The organism is Pseudomonas sp. AC255, assembly GCF_979258175.1.
In genome coordinates this window covers 696,149-719,598 of sequence record NZ_OZ409841.1, presented here as the reverse complement: position 1 = coordinate 719,598, position 23,450 = coordinate 696,149, and the positions used below count along the sequence as shown (strand labels likewise).

At 59.4% G+C, this 23,450-nt stretch carries 15 protein-coding genes and 1 pseudogene; 10 read left to right on the top strand and 6 right to left on the bottom strand.

Going from position 1 to position 23,450, the window contains the following annotated elements:
* Position 1 precedes the first annotated feature (1 nt).
* The gene (locus ACZZ0K_RS03410; protein ID WP_463558973.1) at positions 2-1,798 is read right to left on the bottom strand and encodes a hypothetical protein; all 1,797 of its coding nucleotides are present in this window, start codon (positions 1,796-1,798) and stop codon (positions 2-4) included.
* Between the two features lie 459 nt (positions 1,799-2,257).
* Here ACZZ0K_RS03410 and ACZZ0K_RS03405 point away from each other — a divergent pair, with 459 nt between their 5' ends.
* Positions 2,258-2,635 (top strand): DUF6124 family protein, encoded by a 378-nt coding sequence (locus ACZZ0K_RS03405; protein ID WP_133339801.1) that lies wholly within the window; start codon positions 2,258-2,260, stop codon positions 2,633-2,635.
* 93 nt (positions 2,636-2,728) lie between these two features.
* On the opposite strand, the gene ACZZ0K_RS03400 is transcribed toward ACZZ0K_RS03405, so the two are convergent.
* Together ACZZ0K_RS03400 and ACZZ0K_RS03395 are read right to left on the bottom strand one after the other, a co-directional pair.
* Positions 2,729-3,088, bottom strand: a complete 360-nt coding sequence (locus tag ACZZ0K_RS03400) for a PilZ domain-containing protein (protein ID WP_150741927.1) — start codon at positions 3,086-3,088, stop codon at positions 2,729-2,731.
* 230 nt (positions 3,089-3,318) lie between these two features.
* The gene (locus tag ACZZ0K_RS03395) at positions 3,319-3,705 is read right to left on the bottom strand and encodes a tetratricopeptide repeat protein (RefSeq protein ID WP_095181453.1); all 387 of its coding nucleotides are present in this window, start codon (positions 3,703-3,705) and stop codon (positions 3,319-3,321) included.
* A 172-nt stretch (positions 3,706-3,877) separates the two neighbouring features.
* Between ACZZ0K_RS03395 and pyk the strand changes: the two genes are divergently transcribed.
* From pyk to ACZZ0K_RS03380, 3 genes are all read left to right on the top strand, one after another.
* Positions 3,878-5,329, top strand: a complete 1,452-nt coding sequence (gene pyk / locus ACZZ0K_RS03390) for a pyruvate kinase (RefSeq protein WP_024014116.1) — start codon at positions 3,878-3,880, stop codon at positions 5,327-5,329.
* 198 nt (positions 5,330-5,527) lie between these two features.
* On the top strand, positions 5,528-7,753 hold the full coding sequence (locus ACZZ0K_RS03385) for a hypothetical protein (RefSeq protein WP_463558972.1): 2,226 nt from the start codon (positions 5,528-5,530) through the stop codon (positions 7,751-7,753).
* Positions 7,725-8,153, top strand: coding sequence for a hypothetical protein (locus ACZZ0K_RS03380; RefSeq protein WP_463558971.1), 429 nt, complete (start codon positions 7,725-7,727; stop codon positions 8,151-8,153). Before ACZZ0K_RS03385 ends, ACZZ0K_RS03380 begins: the two co-directional genes overlap by 29 nt.
* 229 nt (positions 8,154-8,382) lie before the next feature.
* Here the strand turns inward: ACZZ0K_RS03380 and ACZZ0K_RS03375 are convergent, their stop codons facing one another.
* The 3 genes from ACZZ0K_RS03375 to ACZZ0K_RS03365 are packed head-to-tail and all read right to left on the bottom strand — an operon-like array spanning position 8,383 to position 11,195.
* Positions 8,383-9,132 carry an enoyl-CoA hydratase-related protein gene (locus ACZZ0K_RS03375; protein ID WP_150741925.1) on the bottom strand — a complete coding sequence of 250 codons (750 nt, stop codon included), beginning with the start codon at positions 9,130-9,132 and terminating at the stop codon, positions 8,383-8,385.
* A gap of 28 nt (positions 9,133-9,160) precedes the next feature.
* The gene (locus tag ACZZ0K_RS03370; RefSeq protein WP_258707122.1) at positions 9,161-10,096 is read right to left on the bottom strand and encodes an iron-sulfur-binding ferredoxin reductase; all 936 of its coding nucleotides are present in this window, start codon (positions 10,094-10,096) and stop codon (positions 9,161-9,163) included.
* Positions 10,089-11,195 (bottom strand): GGDEF domain-containing protein, encoded by a 1,107-nt coding sequence (locus tag ACZZ0K_RS03365; protein WP_073471934.1) that lies wholly within the window; start codon positions 11,193-11,195, stop codon positions 10,089-10,091. The genes ACZZ0K_RS03370 and ACZZ0K_RS03365 overlap by 8 nt, the downstream gene beginning before the upstream one ends.
* A gap of 569 nt (positions 11,196-11,764) precedes the next feature.
* On the opposite strand from ACZZ0K_RS03365, the gene ACZZ0K_RS03360 reads away from it, so the two are divergent.
* The 6 genes and pseudogenes from ACZZ0K_RS03360 to ACZZ0K_RS03335 all read left to right on the top strand — a co-directional run bounded on the left by ACZZ0K_RS03360 (position 11,765) and on the right by ACZZ0K_RS03335 (position 23,379).
* Positions 11,765-13,288: a fumarate hydratase gene (locus ACZZ0K_RS03360; RefSeq protein ID WP_016773454.1), complete on the top strand. Its 1,524-nt coding sequence runs from the start codon at positions 11,765-11,767 to the stop codon at positions 13,286-13,288.
* Between the two features lie 187 nt (positions 13,289-13,475).
* Positions 13,476-14,362, top strand: a pseudogene (locus ACZZ0K_RS03355) (SpvB/TcaC N-terminal domain-containing protein); the annotation flags it as partial.
* A gap of 45 nt (positions 14,363-14,407) precedes the next feature.
* Positions 14,408-16,420 (top strand): toxin TcdB middle/N-terminal domain-containing protein, encoded by a 2,013-nt coding sequence (locus ACZZ0K_RS03350; RefSeq protein WP_463559744.1) that lies wholly within the window; start codon positions 14,408-14,410, stop codon positions 16,418-16,420.
* Positions 16,421-16,527: 107 nt separating this feature from the next.
* Positions 16,528-17,967, top strand: a complete 1,440-nt coding sequence (locus ACZZ0K_RS03345; protein ID WP_463558970.1) for a hypothetical protein — start codon at positions 16,528-16,530, stop codon at positions 17,965-17,967.
* 86 nt (positions 17,968-18,053) lie between these two features.
* Positions 18,054-20,747, top strand: a complete 2,694-nt coding sequence (locus ACZZ0K_RS03340; protein ID WP_258708212.1) for an RHS repeat domain-containing protein — start codon at positions 18,054-18,056, stop codon at positions 20,745-20,747.
* Positions 20,737-23,379, top strand: a complete 2,643-nt coding sequence (locus tag ACZZ0K_RS03335) for an RHS repeat domain-containing protein (RefSeq protein ID WP_258707124.1) — start codon at positions 20,737-20,739, stop codon at positions 23,377-23,379. Before ACZZ0K_RS03340 ends, ACZZ0K_RS03335 begins: the two co-directional genes overlap by 11 nt.
* The last annotated feature ends 71 nt before the right edge of the window (positions 23,380-23,450 follow it).

Genomic DNA, 23,450 nt, shown 5'->3' with positions numbered 1-23,450 from the left:
TTCAGGCCAGGGCCTGCGGCGGGATGGTGACTTTGAGGACAAACCAGTTTGGCGACTGGTGCCCGTCGAGAAATTGCTTTATGTGTACTTCACGTTCGAACGAGGGTCCCCAAACGCTCGAAGCCTGGGTGGACCACCGCCCGCCGACGACCTCCACTTCAGGCGCTTCAAGATATGGGCTATTGGGCCTGCGTGGCTGAACCAAGGCTCTGTTGAAACCTTTGCCGCTGAAGGTCGGTTGGTAGTCGTTGGTGAATTGCACTTCACTGACATCGGGGAGGACATTCTTTACTTCGAAGGTCAGCGGCAGCGAGTCGATCCAGCCGCTGGCGTTGTCTCTGATCTTCTGGACGGCGTTGATTTTATAGGTGCCAAATTTCCAGCCCGTTACGGTGGTGCTCCAAGTGCCGTTGCGCTGTACTTGTGCATTTGGAGGCGCGACCGGCATTGGGTCGGCTGGACTTTCGAGGATAGTGAACTCGATTTCGGTTCTGAGCTTCTCGTCGAAATGTCCGGTGCCGGAAAATGTGATCGTTTCATTGGCTTGCGTATATGTGACCGTCGGCTTGCCCGTGCGTACTCGTATGCCGAAGGGTTCACTTGTTATTGAGGTAACCCCATAAACTGTGTGCGTGCCGAAAATCGAATGCGGGCCGGGTGAAAGGGTGCCTTCTCGGCGCCATTCTCCAGTCACGGGATCAGGCCAGCCCACGGTCACGGCGTCGCTCCCCATTTGTTCTGAATACACGTCGACCCTGTTCTGATAGAAACCAGTGGCGCCGGTCCCCTCGAACATCGTTTTGGCTTCCACGATTGGCGGCGAAGCGGGGTTGGGCTTTGGCGCTGTAAATACTGGAGGCCCGATAACATAAAACTCTTGAGGATCCCCAAGGTCGGCAAAGATTCCTTTCAGACTCTGTTGGGCAACGAGGGTGTAGCGAGCCCCTCGCGCAAAAGTATAGGTACTGGTTGCGGCCCAGTCGCCGTCGGAAACAGCAGTAAAAGAGACGGCAGGCAACGTTGAACCTTTTATGTAAACCGTGATTGTGGCGTCTTTGTACGCCCCGCTCCCCCTGATCACGGGTTGAACGTTCTCGACGGGCAGACTGATATTCGGGGACGTGATTTGGATTTTGTTCAGAACGGTGAATGTCCACGTTTCGGTATATCGACCCAGCGTTCCGTCGACGTCTTCACGGATCAGTAGCTCGTGCACGCCTTGATGAAGGCCGGTCGATAACGTGACAGTCCACGGTCCATGATTTGGAGTAGTGTGCGTCGTACTCATTACGGCTTTGTCGGCAGGACGCACAAGCTTTATCACACTGCCTGAGCGGGCAGTACCTGACACCGTCCCGCCGACTGTAACAACTGCTTTGGGATGGAACTTGGCAGGCGTCCTCACTACAAGATGCTGGGAGGTCCAGTTTGACCAGTCGCCCTTGTAATCCCACTGACCATCAAATCGAGCGGAGGCACTTTCCTTCAGTCCGCTGATACGAACCGTATGCCAGGTGTAATCCCTGTACTTACTATCGATGACCCGCATGTAATCACCCGCAGCGGTGTGGAAATCGAGGTGCACGTTGTGATCCAGGCCATCTCTTTGCGGAATATTGAACGTTATGTCCATGGTTGTACCGACGAGCAAAACCTGACCGGCGTAATAAAACTGCAGGCCGTCAATTAACACTCCAGGCTTAACGTTACAGGCGTCTCGTAACGGGACAGTCGGTTCTTCGTTGTTGAATGCGCCCCGTTCAGGACTATCAGCACCTTGTTTTGAATCCTCGGACATGATGAGCTTCCCATGCTTGCCACAGGCAGTTGTCAAGGGCATTGAACGTGGGAACTAAGCACCCGACACCTGTCAACTCTGACAGTCCCGACCAGCGGTAACTATTCCCACGCCGCAACATGCAGACGTCCTTCAGTCATTAACACGCGGCTACATCGGCTTGCGCCGTTGCCTACACATCACTCAGAATCCGCCGGCTTGTGCGCTTTGGAGCTGCCCCGTAACGTGATCCGTGCCGCTGCCAATCAGTGGTCGGGTTTAGTCGCCCGGGGGTTTGTCATCAAGGTGTATAAGCGTCATCAAGTCGGGTAATCCCTATCCCCGCACTCGATGGTGGCTGTACGCAGGGCGCTTCGGCGCGCCGGTTTTTGGTGATACCCCCGGTCGACTAACCTGCGTCCAGCCGCCACCCTTTCGTTTAGTCGCGAGGGGTGAAGGCCCCAACCAAGGGTTATCACCATGATCAAACCAACACCCAATCCCCCCGAAACCGAAGACTCGACCTCCCCCTACGCTTCCCCCGATTCCACCAGACTCCACGAGGCCGCTGAAAAAGCCCTCGATCACTACCTGAAAAAACCCGCCGCTGCGCCGTCGTGCAATTCCGTCGATCGCGGCATGCAGATGTTCATGGTCGCGCCCGACATCAACCCCGAAGCGATGGCCATTCAAACCTACGAAACCTTTTCTTCGGTCAGCATTCTGCTGCTCGACCTGGCGGACAGCCTCGAGGACAAGCCGCGACATCTGGCGATGGCGATCTATCAGTTGAGCGAGATGGGCCTATTGCTGGCGGAAAAGGCGCTGGATCAGGAGCGGGCGATCGCGGTGGCGTGACGTAAAAATCAAAAGATCGCAGCCTTCGGCAGCTCCTGCATTTGGAATGCGTTCCCCCTGTAGGAGCTGCCGAAGGCTGCGATCTTTTGCTGTTCAGGCAGAAGCGGGCAACGGCTGAAAACTGAAATACTGCTTCAGCGCCAGCACCAGTTGGCCAAACTCCGGCGGAGCGCGGCGCAGGATGAACCCGGCGTCGTAATGCAGCGGCGTGGCGTCTTCATGGCACCACACGCAACAGGCGCTGAAATCGATGACTTGCTGGCTGCCATCGCGGGCGGGGACCTTGAGGCGTAACTGAAAATCCACCCCGATCATCATCGGCAACTGGCTGATCAGCATCAGCCCGTCCGCAGACACATTGCCGAGAAAGCCGATGGGTTTGTCGGTGACGCTGTTGAACACTCTGAGGTAATACGGCAATTGATGCCGTTCGATCCGGCGGTCGGTAAACATGATGTGCTGTTCGCCATGCAGGGCTCCGTCACGGAGCCGCACCTGTGCTTCGGAACGAACCTGTGCGGCAGGCCCGCTCTCCCCGCTTCCGGTGTGACGGTCGCGACAATCGCCGTCACCTTGTAACTGCCAGTCGCAGGTGTTGCGCCGTTATCGAGACACGGCTCGAAACGGTTTCCTTGACTATAGCGGAGCTTGTACAGACGGCCAGATTTTGTACGAAAAGCGCGTCAGAAGCGCGTCGGCCGTACCACCGCAGCGGCGCTGCGTGTCGGGTAATGGCCCAGGCTCTGCAACGTTTCCAGACGCGCGCGGGCGCGGTAGGCGTATTCACTGTTGGGGTACGAAGCGATGATGAACTGGTAGGTCTGCACCGCGTCGATGTAGAGCTTCTGCCGTTCCAGGCACTGACCGCGCATCATCGACACTTCCGGCCACACGTACGGGCGGGCGCGGCTGGCGCGTTCGACCTTGGACAGTTCGAGCATGACCTGCTCGCAGTTGCCGCGTTCATAGGCACTGTAGGCGTTGTTCAAATGGTGGTTCATCGACCAACGGGTGCAGCCCGTCGCGGCGAGGGCGCTGAGGGCAAGGGCGGCAATGGGCAACAATCGCATGGGGGTTCTCCTGTCTTGTGCTCTGTATCGACCCCAGGTCGGAAAACTTCAGACGCGCTGGTCGCAAAGTTGCCGCGTTCAATAAAGAAAACGATAAGTAGTGCATTCGAACAATGACTACACCCTTCGAGCATAGTAGCCTCTGCCTGCGCTTGAACTCAGGAGTCTTTGCATGTCCGTCCGTCGTACCAAAATCGTCGCTACCCTTGGCCCGGCCAGTAACTCGCCGGAAGTTCTCGAACAGCTGATTCTGGCTGGTCTGGACGTCGCCCGTCTGAACTTCTCCCACGGCACCCCCGACGAGCACAAGGCTCGCGCGAAGCTGGTGCGTGACCTCGCTGCCAAGCACGGCCGCTTTGTCGCCCTGCTCGGTGACCTGCAAGGCCCGAAAATCCGTATCGCCAAATTCGCCAACAAGAAGATCGAGCTGAAGATCGGTGACAAGTTCACCTTCTCCACCAGCCATCCGTTGACCGAAGGCAACCAGCAGGTGGTCGGCATCGATTACCCGGATCTGGTCAAGGACTGCGGCGTGGGCGACGAGCTGCTGCTCGACGACGGCCGTGTGGTAATGCGCGTTGAAACCGCAACCGCCACTGAACTGCATTGCGTAGTGACCATCGGCGGCCCGCTGTCCGACCACAAAGGTATCAACCGTCGCGGTGGCGGTCTGACCGCGCCGGCCCTGACTGAAAAAGACAAGGCCGACATCAAGCTCGCCGCCGAAATGGAAGTCGACTACCTCGCCGTATCCTTCCCGCGCGACGCCGCCGACATGGAATATGCCCGTCAACTGCGTGACGAGGCCGGCGGCACTGCCTGGCTGGTGGCGAAGATCGAACGCGCCGAAGCCGTGGCCGACGATGAAACCCTCGACGGCCTGATCAAGGCCTCCGACGCGGTGATGGTTGCCCGTGGCGACCTCGGTGTGGAAATCGGCGATGCCGAACTGGTGGGCATTCAGAAGAAAATCATTCTGCACGCACGTCGCCACAACAAGGCCGTGATCGTCGCGACGCAGATGATGGAGTCGATGATCCAGAACCCGATGCCGACCCGCGCCGAAGTGTCCGACGTGGCCAACGCCGTGCTCGACTACACCGACGCCGTGATGCTCTCGGCCGAATCCGCCGCTGGTCTCTACCCGCTGGAAGCCGTTCAGGCGATGGCGCGCATCTGCGTCGGCGCCGAGAAACACCCGACCGGCAAGACCTCCAGCCACCGCATCGGCAAGGAATTCAGCCGCTGCGACGAGAGCATCGCGCTGGCGACCATGTACACCGCCAACCACTTCCCGGGCGTCAAAGCGATCATCGCGTTGACTGAAAGCGGCTTCACCCCGCTGATCATGTCGCGTATCCGCTCCTCGGTGCCGATCTACGCGTTCACCCCGCACCGCGAAGCCCAGGCCCGCGCAGCAATGTTCCGTGGCGTCTACACCATCCCGTTCGACCCGGCCTCGCTGGAACCGCACGAAGTCAGCCAGAAAGCCATCGACGAACTGACCAAGCGCGGCGTCGTGGAAAAAGGCGACTGGGTCATCCTGACCAAGGGCGACAGCTACCACACCACTGGCGGCACCAATGGCATGAAGATCCTGCATGTCGGTGATCCGCAGGTCTGAGTGACCGGCAGCTGAAACGCAAAAGCCCCGCCATGTGAATGGCGGGGCTTTTTTGTCGACGACGCACAAAGCCAGCGCTGACGTCTACTGTCAGACCTGACAGTAGACGGGATGCACTGTCGGGTAGCTAATCGAGTCGTAGCCATCCACCCAAGGAGAGCGGCATGAACGATTCGATACGGTTAACCCAGGAAGACGATGGCCGTGATAAAACCTTCGCAGACAACGGTTTTTTTACTGGATCGCCTTTCTCTCGGCCGCAAATCCATAGTGTCTGCCGTCAAGACAAACTACTCCGCCAGCGCCGAGCGGATTTATTTCACGGGGCAGGAACGCTCGGGCGCCACCGACAGCCCATACCTGCTGGGCTGCCTGAAACCCGATGGCACGCTTGATCCTGACTTTGGCGATAACGGCATCATCATTGGCAATTTTATTCAAAGAACGGAGTCAGCGGGGAGTTCGATCACGCTGCTCGATGACGGGAAAATCCTGCTGACCGGGATGATTTACGCCACGTCAACTCCGGCGTTGGCCAGGTTCTTCGCTGACGGCAAACGAGACACCGGTTTCGGTGTCGACGGCTACGTGATCCTCAGGCGGCCGGTCTCCAGCGTTGATCAGGACCTGCCTGGCACAGCAGAAAAGAATGCCAGTCAGGAATTTTCGACCAGCGTCACATCGCTGGCAGATGGAAAAATCCTGGTAGTTAATACTTATGTCGTCACTCACCAGACCGACACCCGAGCGTACCTGTTCCTGCTCAACAGCGATGGTTCGTACGACACGGATTTCAATGGCACAGGTTATGTCCAGGTCATTTATCCCGGGGCAGATCCTGATCAAGTGAAACTGCGCAGTGCAGGTGTGGATCACGATGGCACGATCGTGGTGGCGGGAGCCCTGGGTTCTAATCCGAGCGAGAGAGTGCCACTGATGGCGCGCTACGCGCGTGACGGCAAACCCGTATCTGGCTTTGGCACTGCCGGTTTCTTCGCTCCACCACAAACCTTCAAATCCGCCGAATTCAAAGCGGTCATTGGCCAGCCGAACAAGCGGCTACTGGGGATCGGCTCCACCGACGATGGGCAAGGTCTTTTGATCAGTCTCGAAGCGGATGGCAAGTACAACATTCAGTTCAATGGTGCAACACCGTTGCTCACCCGGCTTGACGATAGCATCACCTACTGGACAGCAGGCGCGATGCAACCCGATGGCAAAATTGTTCTATGCGGAGCCATCAAGCCTGCGGACGAGTCGTCGCCCGGCGTGGTGGCGCGCTTGCTGGACAACGGCGCACTGGACACGACGTTCCATGAGCGTGGCTGGACAAGCACTCGGGTCGACGGTGTCACCCGTTTCAATGCGTTGGCGTTGCAGAAGGACGGGAAGATTATCGTGGGCGGTTTTCGGGCCGACGACGGAGCCATTCAAGGCCTGATCCTGCGTTATCAGGCCAATGGCACAAATGCACTCCCATCGACTTCGAGCAATGAAGGACAGCTCGATCCCGCTTTTGGCACACTCGGTCTAGCGCTTCTGAACGCTTCGGAAACTGAAGGGACTTCGATTTTGCCCAGGGGTCTGGGCGTCGATTCCACTGGCCGGATTTACGCCGTAGGTGCTCAGCACATTTCCAGAGCAAGGTTTTCCTACTGGTGCATGAGGATGAGTGGCAATGGTGTCGTCGACAGCACATTCGGCAAGGCAGGATATGTCACTGGAGAGTTCGATCCAAACGAAGGCGGCCCTTCCTACTCGGCCATCAATGAAGTCGTAGAGCTGCGTGACGGAAGAATACTGCTGATAGGTGACTACCACGACGGCAGCTTTGCCACGTGGATCGGGCTATTGCGTCTGTTACCCGATGGTCGTCCCGATCCGGATTTCGGCGACAAGGGGCAGGTGCTGATTCCCCTTGGCAGCCTGAGCGCCAACCGGAAACTGCGCGATGAAAGCTCGCTCGCAACGGCGCTGGTTCAATCGTTTAGCCAGGGGCCCGTGCTGCCTGATGGCAAGATTCTGGTACAGACGCAGATTTATGACGGTATGGAGCAAACGCAGTCAGTGGTGATTCGTCTCATGCCCAATGGAGCACTCGACACCACCTTCAATCAGACCGGCAAGGTCCGCGTCGCACATCCTGACTATCCTCATACCTTGTTGACCGATATCGTTGTCGACCATGAAGGAAAGTACGCTCTCAGCGGTTATTGCTTCGGACAACGCCATCTGCGGTTCGACGCGCTCTTCAGTAAACTGGAGATCAATGGGGCACTGGACACGTCCTTCGCCACAGCAGGCTATTTAGTGGTCAAGCCGAATAGCGAGGAACAAAACTTCTTCATTCCCAAACTCGTTAGTCAGACCAATAGACGTCTATTGGGCGTTGGCTATGAACACGCCGAAGGCAGGGATTGTTGATCAGTCGGGAATCCGATGGCAGCGCAAACATCCAGTTCAATCGGGGCGAGCCCCTGTTGACCAGGCTGGATGGCCGCTCGACCCGTTGGGCATCGGCGACCCCCAGCAGGACGCAAGTATTCTTGTGTTTGGTTACCTGTCTGATCCAGGTCGCACCGTGATCGCGAAGTTCACTGACAGGGGCGAACTGGATAAAACGCTTGGGGCCGGCACAGGGTGGCTGCAGTTCGATGTCATGTCCGGTTTTATGCATGCATCATTGCTCGCCGAACACAGCGTTTTGTTCATTGCAACAGTAATGCTCCATGGTCGGCGAATGCCCTGCGTAGCGCGCGGTCTGCTCACAACGAAGAGTCAAAACCTGGATAGCGCAAGCAAGCCTGACCTGGCGGGAGGGTAGTGATCAATGCCTCCGACATCCCGTTGGCGCGGGTCTCCGGCGTTCGTGTCGGCCCGGACCACGAGATTCACTGCACGGACAGCCATGTAAATGGCAGGGCGTTTTATAGTGGGCCTGACAAATGTGTTGCTGACCAGGCCCTCGCTCCCCATTTGAACTGTGCTGGACGCAGTTTATGTTTTGACCACTGCCTCCTTGCTAGCCGAAACCCAGTGCAGTCGGTGCCGGTTCAGTGCCGATTGATAAACCCGCTCAACGCCGCCACCGCCTCTGGCGAACGCAGCCGCTGGGTAAACAATGCGCCCTCCTCCTCGATCACTTTGCGCAGCAGCTCGCGATCGGGCGCTCGCATCAGTTGCTTGCTGATGTGCACCGCTTCGGCCGGCAGCTCATCAAACCGCAGCGCCATTTCCCGGGCCTTGCTCAACGCAGCCGCGCCACTGTCCAGCGCGTCTGTGGCAATTCCCCATTGCGCAGCCTGTGCGCCGCTAAAGCCTTCGCCGAGCAATAACAACTCAGCCGCTTTCGCTTGCCCGAGCAAACGCGGCAGGATCAGGCTTGAACCGAATTCCGGGCACAACCCGAGGTTGACGAACGGCATGCGCAGCCGGGCGTCGCGGCTGACATAGACCAGATCGCAATGCAGCAGCAGGGTCGTGCCGATACCCACCGCGGCACCGGCCACGGCGGCGATCACCGGTTTGCGGCATTCGAGCAGATTGAGCATGAAGTGAAACACCGGGCTGTCCAGGTCGCTCGGCGGTTGTTCGAGGAAGTCGGCGATGTCGTTGCCGGCGGTAAAACATTCGGCGCTGCCGCTGATCAGCACGGCGTTGATTCCGGGGTCGCTGTCGGCCTGTTTCAGTGCTTCGGCGAGGCGGCTGTACATGGCGCGCGTCAGGGCGTTTTTCTTGTCCGGGCGGTTGAGGCGCAGGGTCAGCAAACCGCGTTCGCGTTCCAGCAGGATGGCTTCGGTCATGGCGAGTCTCGCGTCTGAAAATCAGCGCTCAACCACGGCTCACAAACACATCGGCCAGCAGTTGGTTGCGCGGCAATCCGGCCAGATACAGACGCTTGGCGAACGCGTCGACACTGGCCGTCGAGCCGCAGACTAAGGCCAGGGTCTGCCGGGAAACAAGGCGCAGTTGTGCCAAAGCGGCGGCCGAGTCGGCCGCTGCCCACAGCTCGACACTGAGGTTTTCCCGCTGCGCGGCCAGTGCGGCAAGGGGTTTGGCCAGATAGTGTTCGCGTTCGTCATGGGCCAGGTGAATGACGCGGATGGCGCCTTGGTGATCCTCACGCAAGGCCTCACGCAGCACCCCGAACAACGGACCCAAACCAGTACCGGCAGCCAGCAGCCACAGCGGCCGGGCGTGCCAGTCCGGATCGTAATGCAAGGCACCGCCGCGCAGTTCGCCAAGGCGGATCGAGTCGCCGATCTGCAGCTGGCGTGCGGCATCGATGAATTCGCCGGGCTGGCGGCAATCGAGGTGAAACTCGAGGAAGCGGTCTTCTTGCGGCAGGCTCGCCAGCGAGTACGGTCGGGCGATGTGGCCGATCCACAGCACCAGATGCTGGCCGGCACTGTAGCGCAATGGCCGCTGCGGGGTCAGGCGCAGGCGCAGAACGCTGTCGCTGAGCCAGTCCAGCGCTTCGACCGCGGCCGGGCGGCCGTCGCTGAACGGGTCGAAAGTGTGTACCTGCAAGTCTTCGACCACATGACACTGACAGGCCAGGCGCCAACCGTCCTGACGTTGCTCGGCACTCAAGGCATCCGGTCGATTGTCGGTGGGCACACCTTGGATGCATTGCACCAGACAGGCATGGCAACTGCCGGCGCGACAGCTGTAGGGCACGGCAACGCCGTTCTGATTGAGACTGTCGAGCAGGTTGCTGCCCGCTTCAACCGTCCACTGCCGATCACCGACACGCAATTCAGGCATCGACGTTCTCCCACGCGGCGGCACAACGATTGCGCCCGTCACGCTTGGCCCGATACAGCGCCTGATCGGCACGCTGCAACGCCTCATCCAGATCATCGCCAACGGACAGCAGGGTCATGCCCGCCGACAGGCTCAGGTTGCGCACTTGCAGGCCCATTAATTCCACCTCACTGAAGGCGATGCGCAAACGCTCGCAACACGCGGTCAGGCGTTCGGCATCGCAGTCGGGCACCAGCACGACGAATTCCTCGCCACCATAACGCGCCAGCACGTCACCGTCGCGCAGACAGGCTTGCGCCACCCCGGCAAACGCCTGCAATACCTGATCGCCGGCGGCGTGGCCGTGCAGGTCGTTGATGCGCTTGAAGTGGTCCAGATCGATCAGCGCCAGCCCGTGCATAACGTCGCTGTCGAGCGCATTCAGCTCGCGGGAAGCGATGCGCAGGAAATGCCGGCGATTGAACAGCCCGGTCAGTTCGTCGGTGGCGACCAGATCTTCAAGCTGGCGCATCATCCCGCGCAGGGTGTCCTGATGCGCCTGCAAGGCAAACCGACGCTGGCGCTGACGTTGTCGGGAAACCTGGACAAAACGTGCGTAAAGCACCAGCCACGCCAAGACCATCGCCAGAATGCACACCTGCAACGCTGCGAGCGCAGGCTCGGCCAAGCGGAAGTGGTAGGCGTCCCACAGGGTAATCGCGGAAAAACTGAAGAACACCAACAGCGCACAGCGGATGAACACCCGTCGGGTGAGATGGAACAGGCCGAACAGCAGGATCAGCACGTAAAACACCAGAAACGCGCCGCGCGCCTCGTCGACATGGGCGATCAGCCACGTTTGCCAGCCCAGGCCCATCAGCACTTGCGCTTCGGTCAGGCTGGGGTCGGCGAAGCGCTGGTTGCGCCCGCTCCAGAACATGGCGAAGAGGCTCGCCTGACTGATCACTACCAGCGCGCTGCCGATGGCCACGCCACTGAGCGATTGCTGGTAATGCCCGGTGAAAAACGCCAGCCACAGCAGCAGCAGAGCCAATCCGTAGGTGGCCGCAGCGAGGGCGAAGCGTTTGAGCAAAAGGCGTTGAATGGCGTTATGGGTCAATCGTTGACTCACCGTGCGATAGGAGGCTGACCGAGTGTCCTACTCTACAGACCGGATGCCACTTTAGAGGGCCGGTCGCTAAATGACCACCGATTTTCGGGCTCGAAAATTGACGTCAAAAGTGTGGCCCACTGACACCGCCAAAAGCCCCTCACCCTAGCCCTCTCCCAGAGGGAGAGGGGACTGACCGGGTTGTTTATCCGAGTTACACCGACTTCAAACATCGCGCCGAACTCGAGTCTGGAAACGGCACAAAACAGCTTCATTTTCCTGAGCCGGACTTAGTTTTTGAACAAGATGAAGATCGGCTCCCTTTCCCCCTCGCCCCATCTGGGGGAGAGGGCTGGGGTGAGGGGGCGATCCTGAAGTGCAAACCCGCTGTCCGATATTCGCCCACCCATGCGACCAACGAATGACTGCCGGCGCGTGTACGCCCCACCGAGGCGCGGTATACTGCCGCGCCTTTTTAGCGTCGCGCCAGCAGCCCCGGCGTGCCAGAGGATCAGCTGTGAGCCGAAAGCCTCAAGCTGCCCCATAGAATGTTCCCGTGTTTCAGAGGAGCGCGACTCATGACCGTGATCAAGCAAGATGACCTGATTCAGAGCGTTGCCGACGCCCTGCAGTTCATTTCCTATTACCACCCCGTGGATTTCATCCAGGCGATGCACGAAGCCTACCTGCGCGAAGAGTCGCCAGCGGCCCGTGATTCGATGGCGCAGATCCTGATCAACTCGCGCATGTGCGCCACCGGCCATCGCCCGATCTGCCAGGACACCGGTATCGTCACCGTGTTCGTCCGTGTCGGCATGGACGTGCGCTGGGATGGCGCCACCATGGGCCTGGACGACATGATCAACGAAGGCGTGCGTCGCGCCTACAACCTGCCGGAAAACGTCCTGCGTGCCTCGATCCTTGCCGACCCGGCAGGCGCTCGCAAGAACACCAAGGACAACACCCCGGCCGTAATTCACTACTCCATCGTCCCGGGCAACACCGTGGAAGTGGACGTGGCGGCCAAGGGCGGCGGTTCCGAGAACAAGTCGAAAATGGCCATGCTCAACCCGTCCGACTCGATCGTTGACTGGGTACTCAAGACCGTTCCGACCATGGGTGCCGGCTGGTGCCCACCGGGCATGCTCGGCATCGGCATCGGCGGCACCGCCGAGAAAGCCGCCGTCATGGCCAAAGAAGTGTTGATGGAATCTATCGACATCCACGAACTGAAGGCCCGTGGCCCGCAGAACCGCATCGAAGAAATGCGTCTGGAGCTGTTCGAGAAGGTCAACCAGTTGGGCATCGGCGCCCAGGGCCTCGGTGGCCTGACCACCGTGCTCGACGTGAAAATCATGGACTACCCGACCCACGCCGCCTCGCTGCCGGTGTGCATGATCCCGAACTGCGCCGCCACTCGTCACGCACACTTCGTGCTCGACGGTTCCGGCCCGGCTTCGCTGGAAGCGCCACCGCTGGACGCCTACCCGGAAATCGTCTGGGAAGCCGGCCCGTCGGCGCGTCGCGTCAACCTCGACACCCTGACCCCGGAAGACGTGCAGAGCTGGAAGCCGGGCGAAACCGTGCTGCTCAACGGCAAGATGCTCACCGGTCGCGACGCCGCGCACAAGCGCATGGTCGAGATGCTCAACAAGGGTGAAACCCTGCCGGTCGACCTCAAGGGTCGCTTCATCTACTACGTCGGCCCGGTTGATCCGGTCGGTGACGAAGTGGTTGGCCCGGCGGGTCCTACCACCGCAACGCGGATGGACAAGTTCACCCGCCAGATCCTCGAGCAGACCGGCCTGCTGGGCATGATCGGCAAGTCCGAGCGCGGCCCGACCGCGATCGACGCGATCAAGGACAACAAGGCTGTGTACCTGATGGCAGTCGGCGGCGCTGCGTACCTGGTTGCGCAAGCGATCAAGAAGTCCAAGGTGCTGGCATTTGCCGAGCTGGGCATGGAAGCGATCTACGAGTTCGAGGTCAAGGACATGCCGGTCACCGTAGCGGTGGACAGCAAAGGTGAGTCGGTACACATCACTGGCCCGGCGATCTGGCAACAGAAGATCAGCGAAAGCCTGGCGGTAGAAGTGCAGTAAGCCTCTGGCGTCATGAAAACGGCCGGTGCATCCGCAAGGATGCCCCGGCCGTTTTTGCTTGTTCAAACCAATTGCGATAAAAGAATCGCCCAAGCACAGAAAACGATCTTGCGCACCTGTCAGATCTGACAGGTCCATCTCCGGCCCACTCCTGTTAGCGTCTGTCCATACGCCCTATGTAGCGCGAATGGACTCGACCATGGCCGATCAAGACCTCAGCATCACAGCTCCCTCCATCGCCAAGAGCTCATCGATCGCCACCATCGGCAAGAGCTGGAGCGCCGTCGGGCCGACCGCCTCGGCTGGATGCGAATTGCTGCTCCCGCTATCGAGCGGTCGTGGCTACGGCCCGCAAATACCCCTGTCAATCAACAGCCAGAGCGGTAACGGTCCGTTTGGCCTTGGTTGCCACCTGGGCCTGAGCCAGATCAGCCGCCGCACCAACAAAGGTGTTCCACGGTATACCGAGCACGATGAAATCATCGGGCATGACGGCGAGGTGTGGATGCCGGAGCTCGATGATGCCGGAGACTTGAAGTCGCGCACGGAACACAGCTACAGAGACCGCCCCATTCCCGAACACAACGTCGTGTCTTACCGGGCGCGGATCGAAAGCGATTTTCCCTGCGCGAATGCTGGCATCCGGCTGACGGTGGAACCCCCTTCTGGCTGGTCCACGGTGCCGACGGCACGTTGCATGTCTACGGCAAAACCAGCGCCTCACGCCGTGCCGACCCCGACGACGAATCGCGCATCAGTAGCTGGCTGCTGTGTGAAAGCATGAACGCCCATGGCGAACACATCTGCTACGAGTACAAGCCCGACGATCAGCCTGACGAGCAAGATCCGATTCACGACTACCGCGCCCAGCGCTATCTGCGCCGGGTGTGTTATGGCAATGCCACGGCGAGCGATCGTCTCTATAGCTGGGACACCGACCGGCCGACGGATTTGCCTTGGCATTTTCAACTGGTGTTCGATTACGGCGAACGCAGCAGTTCGCTGACGGAGACCCCGAGCTACGAAGAAGTGAACCGCTGGCGGCTGCGACCTGATCCGTTTTCCACCTATGGCCAGGGTTTTGAACTGAGCACCCGCAGGCTGTGCCAGCAAGTGTTGATGTTTCATCACTTCCCCGAAGGGCTGGCGACAGATGCGAAGCTTGTACGTCGCCTGCTGCTGGAATATCGACCTATCCAGAACACTGCGCCGTGGGCCTACAGCCAGATCACCGCGGCGCACTATCAGGCCTTCGATGCGCAAGGCAATGTCGAGCATTCACCGCCGCTAGAGTTCGAATACTCGCCCTTCGAGATCAACAAGACAGCTGCACGCCTGTTGGAAAACGAGACTCAACCGGGCATCGAAGACGGCGGGTTCTACCAATGCGTCGATCTGTATGGCGAGGGCGTGCCGGGTTTTCTCTGCCGCTATGACAACGCCTGGTACTACCGCGAGCCTCTGCGCGCGGCGCCTGGCACTGAATTGATCGGTTACGGCCCATGGGCTCTGCTGGACAAGATCCCGGTGGCAGATCGTAACCGCGCCGTGGCGCAACTGCTGGATCTGACCGGTGATGGGCGCCTGGACCTGATCATCGCCCGGTTGGGTTACTGCGGGTTCCATGCGCTGAATGCGCAGCGACAATTCGAATTGTTCAGCGCGTTCGACACGTTTCCCCGGGAACACCAGGATCTGACTTTGACCATGGGGGATTTCAGCGGCGACGGTCTGATGTCAGCGGCCAGCATCAGCCACGACCGTGTGCGGCTCTATGCCAGCCTGCGCGAAAAAGGCTTCGCCGCCGCACAGGAAATCCCCCATGCATACGAAGACGACCGTCTGCCGGTGTTCAGTAACTCGCGAACCGAACTGGTGCTTCTGGGCAATCTGCTCGGCAGCGACATGCCCGAGCTGTGTCGCATCCGCCATGACGAAGTCCGCTGCTGGCCGAATCTTGGTCATGGCAAATTCGGTCAAGGTCGCAAGATCAGTGCCCTGCCCTTCACCTACGACGAATTCGACGCCGCACGAGTGCGCCTGGCCGACCTCGATGGCTCCGGCGCGCCCGCGCTGATCTATCTGCGATCCGAAGGGTTCGACATTTACCTGAACCGGGGCGGCAACGGTCTGGAGCAGATTCCCGTCAGCGTGCCGTGGCCCGAAGAAGTGCGCTATGACCGCTTGTGCCAGGTCAGTTTCGCCGACCTGCAAGGCCTCGGTTGCGCCAGCCTGATTCTGACGGTGCCGCATATCCAGCCTCGGCATTGGCGCTACGATTTTGTTGCAGCCAAGCCCTATCTGCTGGTCAACAGCAACAACAACATGGGTTACTCGAGCAGCGTGACTTATCGCAGTTCGGCTCAGGAATGGCTGGATGAAAAGGAGCGGCTGCTGGCACTTGCGCGTGCACCGATATGTCATCTGCCGTTTCCGCTGCCCGTGGTGAAGAAACAGGAGCAACACGACGAGATCACCTACAACCGGTTGACCCAGTCATTCACCTGGCGTGAAGGGTTCTACGACGGCAGGGAACGGGAATTTCGCGGGTTCGGCTATTTGCAGCAACTTGACTGCGAGATTGGAGCCGATCCTTCAGAGCCTGGCTTCAACGAGCCGGTGCAAACATGCACCTGGTTTCACAACGGGCAGGAAATGAATCGTTCCCGCGAGGATTATTTCAACGCGGACGTGGACGCCTGCCCGTTGGGCGAAACCCTGTTCAGTCGTTATCACCCCAAAGGTGAAATCGATGAGCCTGTCACCCCGGAAGATGCCGACAGTCGCTACCGGATTGCGCAGGCACTGGTCGGCTCGGTCGCCCGAACGGAGACGCTTGCCTACCAGGAAGATTCGCAGGTACCTGGCGCTGCCATGCTGTACTCGGTAGAGGAAAAGCGTTATCTGGTGCGCGAGGTGCGGCCCCAGGGGCCATATGCCGCAGCCGTTCTGCTGCCCCTTCAGGCTGAAGCAATCAGTTATCAGTACGACGGCTTTATCAATGACCCGCTGTGCCGCCACGATGTCAGCCTGCGCTGGGACGCTTATGGCGCCGCGACCCATGCGCTGACGGTGAGCTATGCACGCAGGTTGACCGCCCAGAGCCCGCCCCCTTCACCGAGGACCACCTGAATCAATGGTGGTCCGACGCTCACGACGAGGCGCAGCAATACTTTTACATCAGTGAAACCCGTGCGCGTCTGATCAATCTGCCAGAGCCGCAGCAATGGCGACTGGGCTTGCCCTATCAGGAACGGGGCGATGCGCTGAAATTGGCCAAAGGTACGCTACCCGGCGAGCTGAACCCGGCACAGGTGTCTTTTGAATCCTTGAGAACGCTGCAGGATTCGCAAGAATGGGCCATCGAACGGGTACTGACTTCCCAATCCATACAGCGTTATGTGGACGTAGAGGGTATTGAACTGGAGGACGGCGTCGCCGGATTCGAAGCCCTGTCGCATTCTCTGGAGCTTGCCTTGCTGGACAAGAACGCGCTGGACGCTTACAGCATTGTGCCGGATCTGAACATTCGCGAAGCCCTCGAGGCAATTGGTTACTCACCCATGCCGCGGCTGTTCGAAACGCCGCCGAGCGAAGAACAAAACCTTTGGTCATCGCGGTTCAATCTGGCTCGGTACGGCGACTTGCAAGCGTTCTATAAAGTGCTCGATTTCAACGAAACGCCAAGCCATGGCGTGACCAAAGCCGAATACGATCAACACTGGCTGACGGTCATGCGCATGGAGTTGCCCGACGGTTGTGCCGTGCAGGTCGCGGAATTCGATTACCACGCCCTGAAACCCAAGCGAATCACCGACGCCAACGACAACACTGAAGAAGTCATCCATGAGCCTTCCGGCCAGCCGCTGGTCATCAGCTTTCACGGTACCGAGAATGGCCAACCTGCCGGATTCGACAAGCTGACCGATGACTGGACCTTGCCGGCCCCCAGTCCGGAACAGGCCATCCAGTATCCGGAGGACACTGTAAAAAACGCAGCCAGCACCCTGCACAAAAACCTGTTCAGCTGGATGGGCCTGATACCCGCCTCCACGCTTCAAACCCTGTCTATCAAGCAGGGCGATCTGTTGCCCGGCGGGCAGATCCGCGCCAGCGCACGTCGCCGGCTCGCGCAAAGCCTCAATCTGACGCCTGAAGACCAGCAATTGCTCGAGGCCATTGAACTGGCGTACCGGGAGCCGGTACACACCGTGGTGCTCAGCGCCGACCGCTATCCCTACGACACCGTCAAGGCACAGATCCAGATTGTCAAAACCTGCGTCGATGGCTTTGGTCGGGTACTGCAAACCCAGCAGAAGGTCGACCCCGGGCTGGCTTATGTGGTGGGTGAGGATGGTCAATTGCTGATCGAAGAAGGTGAGCAACCGACGCAGACACGCTGGCGCATCAGTGAACGCGTCGAATACAACAACAAAGGTCTGCCGCAGCGCCAATACCGGCCGTTTTTCGCCAACACGCACCGCTACGTCAATGATCAATCGCTGCGCCAACTCGGGCTCTTCGATCAGCTGTTCTATGACGCAACGGCACGTCCGATCAAGCTGATCAACGCCAAGGGCGACTTTTCCCGCGAGACGTATCATCCCTGGTATCACACCAGCGAAGACTTCAACGACACCGCTGAAGAGGTGGTGTCTACGCGAGGGTCAGGCGCATGAGCGCCTCCACACATTGGCGCACGCCTTCGCTGACAGCCAGCGACGGACGTGGCCTGCCAGTCCGTCAGGTCGCTTATTTGCGTACCGTGGCGGGCGACACGCCTAGCGCACTCGTGACCCGCCAGCACCACGATGTCGCCGGGCGCCTGGTCGCGCAACAGGATCCGCGCCTGCCGATCGCGAACACAACTACCGTGTTTTCGCTGAACGATATCGCCGTGTTTACCAACAGCCGGGATAGCGGCTGGCGCCTGCTGCTGCCGGGCAGGGCCGGGGAGCCCGGACACCGCTGGGACGCGCGCGGCCATGTCTGGCTATCGACCTTTGACGGGCAATTGCGCGTGGTGCAGCTCGAAGTGTCGGGAAACGGCGAAAATCAGCTCGATACCTTCACTTACGCCCCCGGCTCTGCCGGAGCAGACTCCAACCTGCGCGGCCGGTTGATCCAGCAGACAGATCCGTCAGGTTCGCTGGATATCACCAGCTATGCCCTCACCGGACAGGCACTGGTGGAAAAGCGCACATTTGATGATCACCAAGCGTTCACCAGCCATCAGGTGTTCAGTCCGCTTGGCGCCGTGCTTGAACAGACCGACGCCGGCGGCCATCGCAGAACCTCGCGCTATGGTCTTGCCGGGCAACTCAGGCAAATGCACTTGCAAGTGAAGGCAAACATCACGCAAGTCCTGGAGGATGCGCACTACAACGCCAATGGCCAGCTCATCGAGCAAGAGGACGGCAACGGTGTGCTCAGCGAATGGACCTACGATCCAGCCGACGGACGCTTGCGCACCCGGATCAGCCATAAGCCCGGCCAACCCGCATTGCAGGATCTGCAATATTTCTACGATCGCGTCGGCAATATCATCCGCATCGAAGACCACGCCTTCGAGCCCACCTGGTTCGCCAATCAACGGGTCGACGGCCACCGTGAATTCAGCTACGACTCCCTGTATCGCCTGATCCGCGCGACCGGTCATGACGACGCCCTGCCCCCGGACATTCCCGGCCTGCCGCGACCGCCCGACGAGCGAAACCGCCTCAATTACACCCAGACGTATAGCTACGACGATGGCGGCAATCTGGCCGAGTTGCGTCATCAGCGCGACGGCAACAGTCGTACCCGCACGATGTGCATCGACCAGAAAAGCAATCGCGGGGTGCGTTGGCAAACAGGTGACGAGCCGCCGGACTTCGACATCTGGTTCGACCCGCACGGCAATCAACGCAAGCTGCGCCACGGTCCGTCATTGCACTGGAACAGCCGTGACGAGCTGGAGCGCGTGGATCTGGTTATCCGTCAGGACAGCGATAACGATGCCGAGTATTACCAGTACAGCGCGGGCCAGCGGGTCCTCAAATGTCATGAATGGTTTACCGACAAGGTCCGCCACTTCCACCAGGTGCGTTACCTGCCAGGGCTGGAAATTCGCAGCAAGGACAACGGCGAAGTGCTGCACATCATCAGCCTCGGTAACGCGCGCTGCCTGCATTGGACGCAACGTTCAGCGCCGATAGACGACCAGATGCGCTACACCCTCGAAGACCACCTCGGCTCTTGCGTGATGGAGCTCAATGAAGACGCTGTGGTCACCAGCGCAGAAGGCTATTACCCGTTCGGCGAAACCGCATGGATGGCGCCGGAATCGGAAATCGAATACCGCTTTATCCGTTATTCCGGCAAGGAAATGGATGTCAGCGGTTTGTACTACTACGGCGCCCGTTATTACGCGCCGTGGTTGCAGCGCTGGGTCAGTACTGACGCCGAGCAGGCGGACGGCCTGAATTTATATGCATTCGTGGGAAATAACCCGATCCGTTTCATCGATCCGGACGGCAACAAGCGTGCAGAAGGCGTGATCATGCTGTATTCGGCGTTCGCATCCGCCGTGGAAGGGCATTCCGAAGAAGTCCTGGGACAGCTGCACAGCATCATTCATCAGGATGTTGCACTGAGCATGGCAATGAATCTGGCGGGAGAAACCCTCAGAGGCGTTATCGGTTATGAGGGTGGATCCATCGGTGGTACGCAATTTGACACCATGATCCCCGCTCTTGAAGTAAAGCCGAATGTGTTGAAACCCTCAGGCTTGATCGGCGGCAACATCGGTGGAGATGTCGCCGCAGCTATCGGCGAACCACTGGCTGACCATGTCAGGCTTCGCGTCGGTCCTTTGATACCGCAGACCTCGCAGATGTCCGTCAGCGCGATTGATCAAAGTCTGGGAATTCAGGAATCGGTCAGGGAGATCAACTCCTGGAAAGACTTCAGGAGGGAGCTGCTCCATCCGGCACTCAATGCGATCACCAACCCAGTGTTTTTGATGAACAGAGTATTCGGATCGGTAATCGCCATCATTCCCGGCGCACTCAATATGGGAAGTCGGGCGCAGGAAGCACAGGACATCAAGAACCGCCTCGACCCGGTGAAAATCGAAAAGATCGAGAAAATGCTCAGCGACTGGAAAGCAGCCATCGAAGAACGGTCTGCATGGGCAGAGAATGCCTTTGATGCACTGGGCGTTGACAGTGTTTCGCCCGCCAATGTGCTGCCGAATGCGAATAGCAACACGTCCAGCGAAACGTTGGCGGTCATCACGCGTTCCGGCCTGCAGCAAAAGAACCGGGCTGTACTTGCGAACATCGCGCAAGCGCAGGCCGGCCTCGCGCATTACAAAGAGATGGGGTCGACGGACAACCAGTATTTGGCAAGGCAGCGACATCTGGCATCGAAAAAACCTGGCAGTCCACTGGTTGCCAAGTTTAAAAATGGACGATGAAACCATGCACTCGCGCACGCCGTCCTTGTCGGCCACTGACGGTCGAGGCTTAACTGTCCGGCAGATCGATTACCTGCGCAACCTGGCCGGCGCCTCTCCCAAAGCCCTCGTGACTCGCCAGCAATACGATTTGGCCGGCCGTCTGGCATTGCAGCAGGATCCGCGTCTGACCGTTGCCAACGTCAGCACCGTTTACGCGCTGAACGGCGATGCGCTGTACACCGCCAGCGTGGACAGCGGCCAGCGTTTGATGCTGCCCGGGTTGGCCGGCGAGCCAGTGCAGCGATGGGACGGCCGCCACCAGCATTGGCTGTCGTCGTTCGACGAGCAACTGCGCGTGGTGAAGCTCGAGATGACCGGCAACGACAAGACACAGCTCGACACCTTCACCTATGCCGACGGTTCTGCCGATACAGGTAACAACCTCCGTGGCCAGTTGATCCAACGGACAGATGCCTCCGGTTCGTTCGAAGTTGCCAGCTACGCTCTCACCGGCCAACCACTGCAAGAGACCCGCCTGTTTCACGACGGCGCGTCTTTCGCCAGCCATCAGGTATTCAGCCCGCTCGGTACCATGCTCGAGCAAACCGACGCCGGCGGGCATTGTCGGCAATCGCGCTACGGAGTCGCAGGACAGCTCAAAACAGTAGATCTGCTGATCGGCGGCACAGAACGACACCACGTATTGCTGGCTGCGCACTACAACGCCAATGGCCAGCTCATCGAGCAAGAGGACGGCAACGGCGTGCTCAGCGAATGGACCTACGAGCCAGCCGACGGACGCTTGCGCACCCGGATCAGCCATAAGCCCGGCCAACCCGCATTGCAGGATCTGCAATATTTCTACGATCGCGTCGGCAATATCATCCGCATCGAAGACCACGTCTTCGAGCCAACCTGGTTCGCCAATCAACGGGTCGACGGCCACCGTGAATTCAGCTACGACTCCCTGTATCGCCTGATCCGCGCGACCGGTCATGACGACGCCCTGCCCCCGGACATTCCCGGCCTGCCGCGACCGCCCGACGAGCGAAACCGCCTCAACTACACCCAGACGTATAGCTACGACGATGGCGGCAATCTGACCGAGTTGCGTCATCAGCGCGACGGCAACAGTTGCACCCGCACGATGCGCATCGACGACAAAAGCAATCGCGGGGTGCGTTGGCAAACAGGTGACGAGCCGCCGGACTTCGACATCTGGTTCGACCCGCACGGCAATCAACGCAAGCTGCGCCACGGTCCGTCATTGCACTGGAACAGCCGTGACGAGCTGGAGCGCGTGGATCTGGTTATCCGTCAGGACAGCGATAACGATGCCGAGTATTACCAGTACAGCGCGGGCCAGCGGGTCCTCAAATGTCATGAATGGTTTACCGACAAGGTCCGCCACTTCCACCAGGTGCGTTACCTGCCAGGGCTGGAAATTCGCAGCAAGGACAACGGCGAAGTGCTGCACATCATCAGCCTCGGTAACGCGCGCTGCCTGCATTGGGCGCAACGTTCAGCGCCGATGGACGACCAGATGCGTTACACCCTCGAAGACCACCTCGGCTCTTGCGTGATGGAGCTCAATGAAGACGCCGTAGTCACCAGCGCAGAAGGCTATTACCCGTTCGGCGAAACCGCGTGGATGGCGCCGGAATCGGAAATCGAATACCGCTTTATCCGTTATTCCGGCAAGGAAATGGATGTCAGCGGTTTGTACTACTACGGCGCCCGTTATTACGCGCCGTGGTTGCAGCGCTGGGTCAGTGCGGATCCGGCGGGGGATGTGGACGGTTTGAATCTGTATGGTTTTGTCGGTAACAACCCGATCGTCCATGTCGACCAGACCGGTGCCTTCAAAGTGGTGTTTGACCTGATCAGAAAAGCGGTGGGTATCTTTGATCAAGCGCAAACTGCGGCGGAGCAATTGCACAACCTGACTACCGAGTTCGATGGCCTGATTCCTGAAGGTCAGAACATCGAGGAGGTGCGCAAAAGCATGACGTTCGGCAAATTCATCACCTCCCGGGCCGGCATCAAATCGGTCTTTTACGGTATCGGCAAAGGCATCGCCATCGGCAGTGTCATCGGCACCGTGGTACCCGGAATCGGCAACGCCATCGGTTCCGGCGCAGGGGCAATCGCGGGGGCGATTGTGTTCCCGGTATTGCGTTACCACTTTTTCAAGAAGGGTTTGAAAGCAGCGCAGACACTGCACACCCAAGAGCTCAAGGACGGGCTGAAAACGCTGGGCGACGGCGCTGCAAAAGCCGTAGACGGCGCGAGGGCTCTTCTCGATGGAGGTGCTGCGCTTATCGACAGCATCAAGACTTTCACGGATAACCTCAACAGCTACTCCGAGCACATCCAGAAGATGTTCTACGCCCAACTGGACGCACTGGATGCAGAAAAACAGCGTCAGGTCATGAAGCTGTCCAGGAATGGTGTAGACCCGTTCGAAGCCATCGAGAAGGTCATGCAAACCGCCCAGGCGACTATCGAAGCGCCAAGCGAGGCGCAAGGCGTGACTGAACGACTGCAGCAACTGGAGCGCTCGCTCGCTGCCGAACCTAAGGCAAGACCGGTGCCGAAGCCGAGGTTGAATCTTGTGCATCGACGTCAGGTACAGGAGACAGCTGTCTAGCAGACACGGCCGGCGCGAACAGCGCGCCCGGCCACCTCGGCCCATGCTATCGTGCCCGCCCGTCCTGCCGA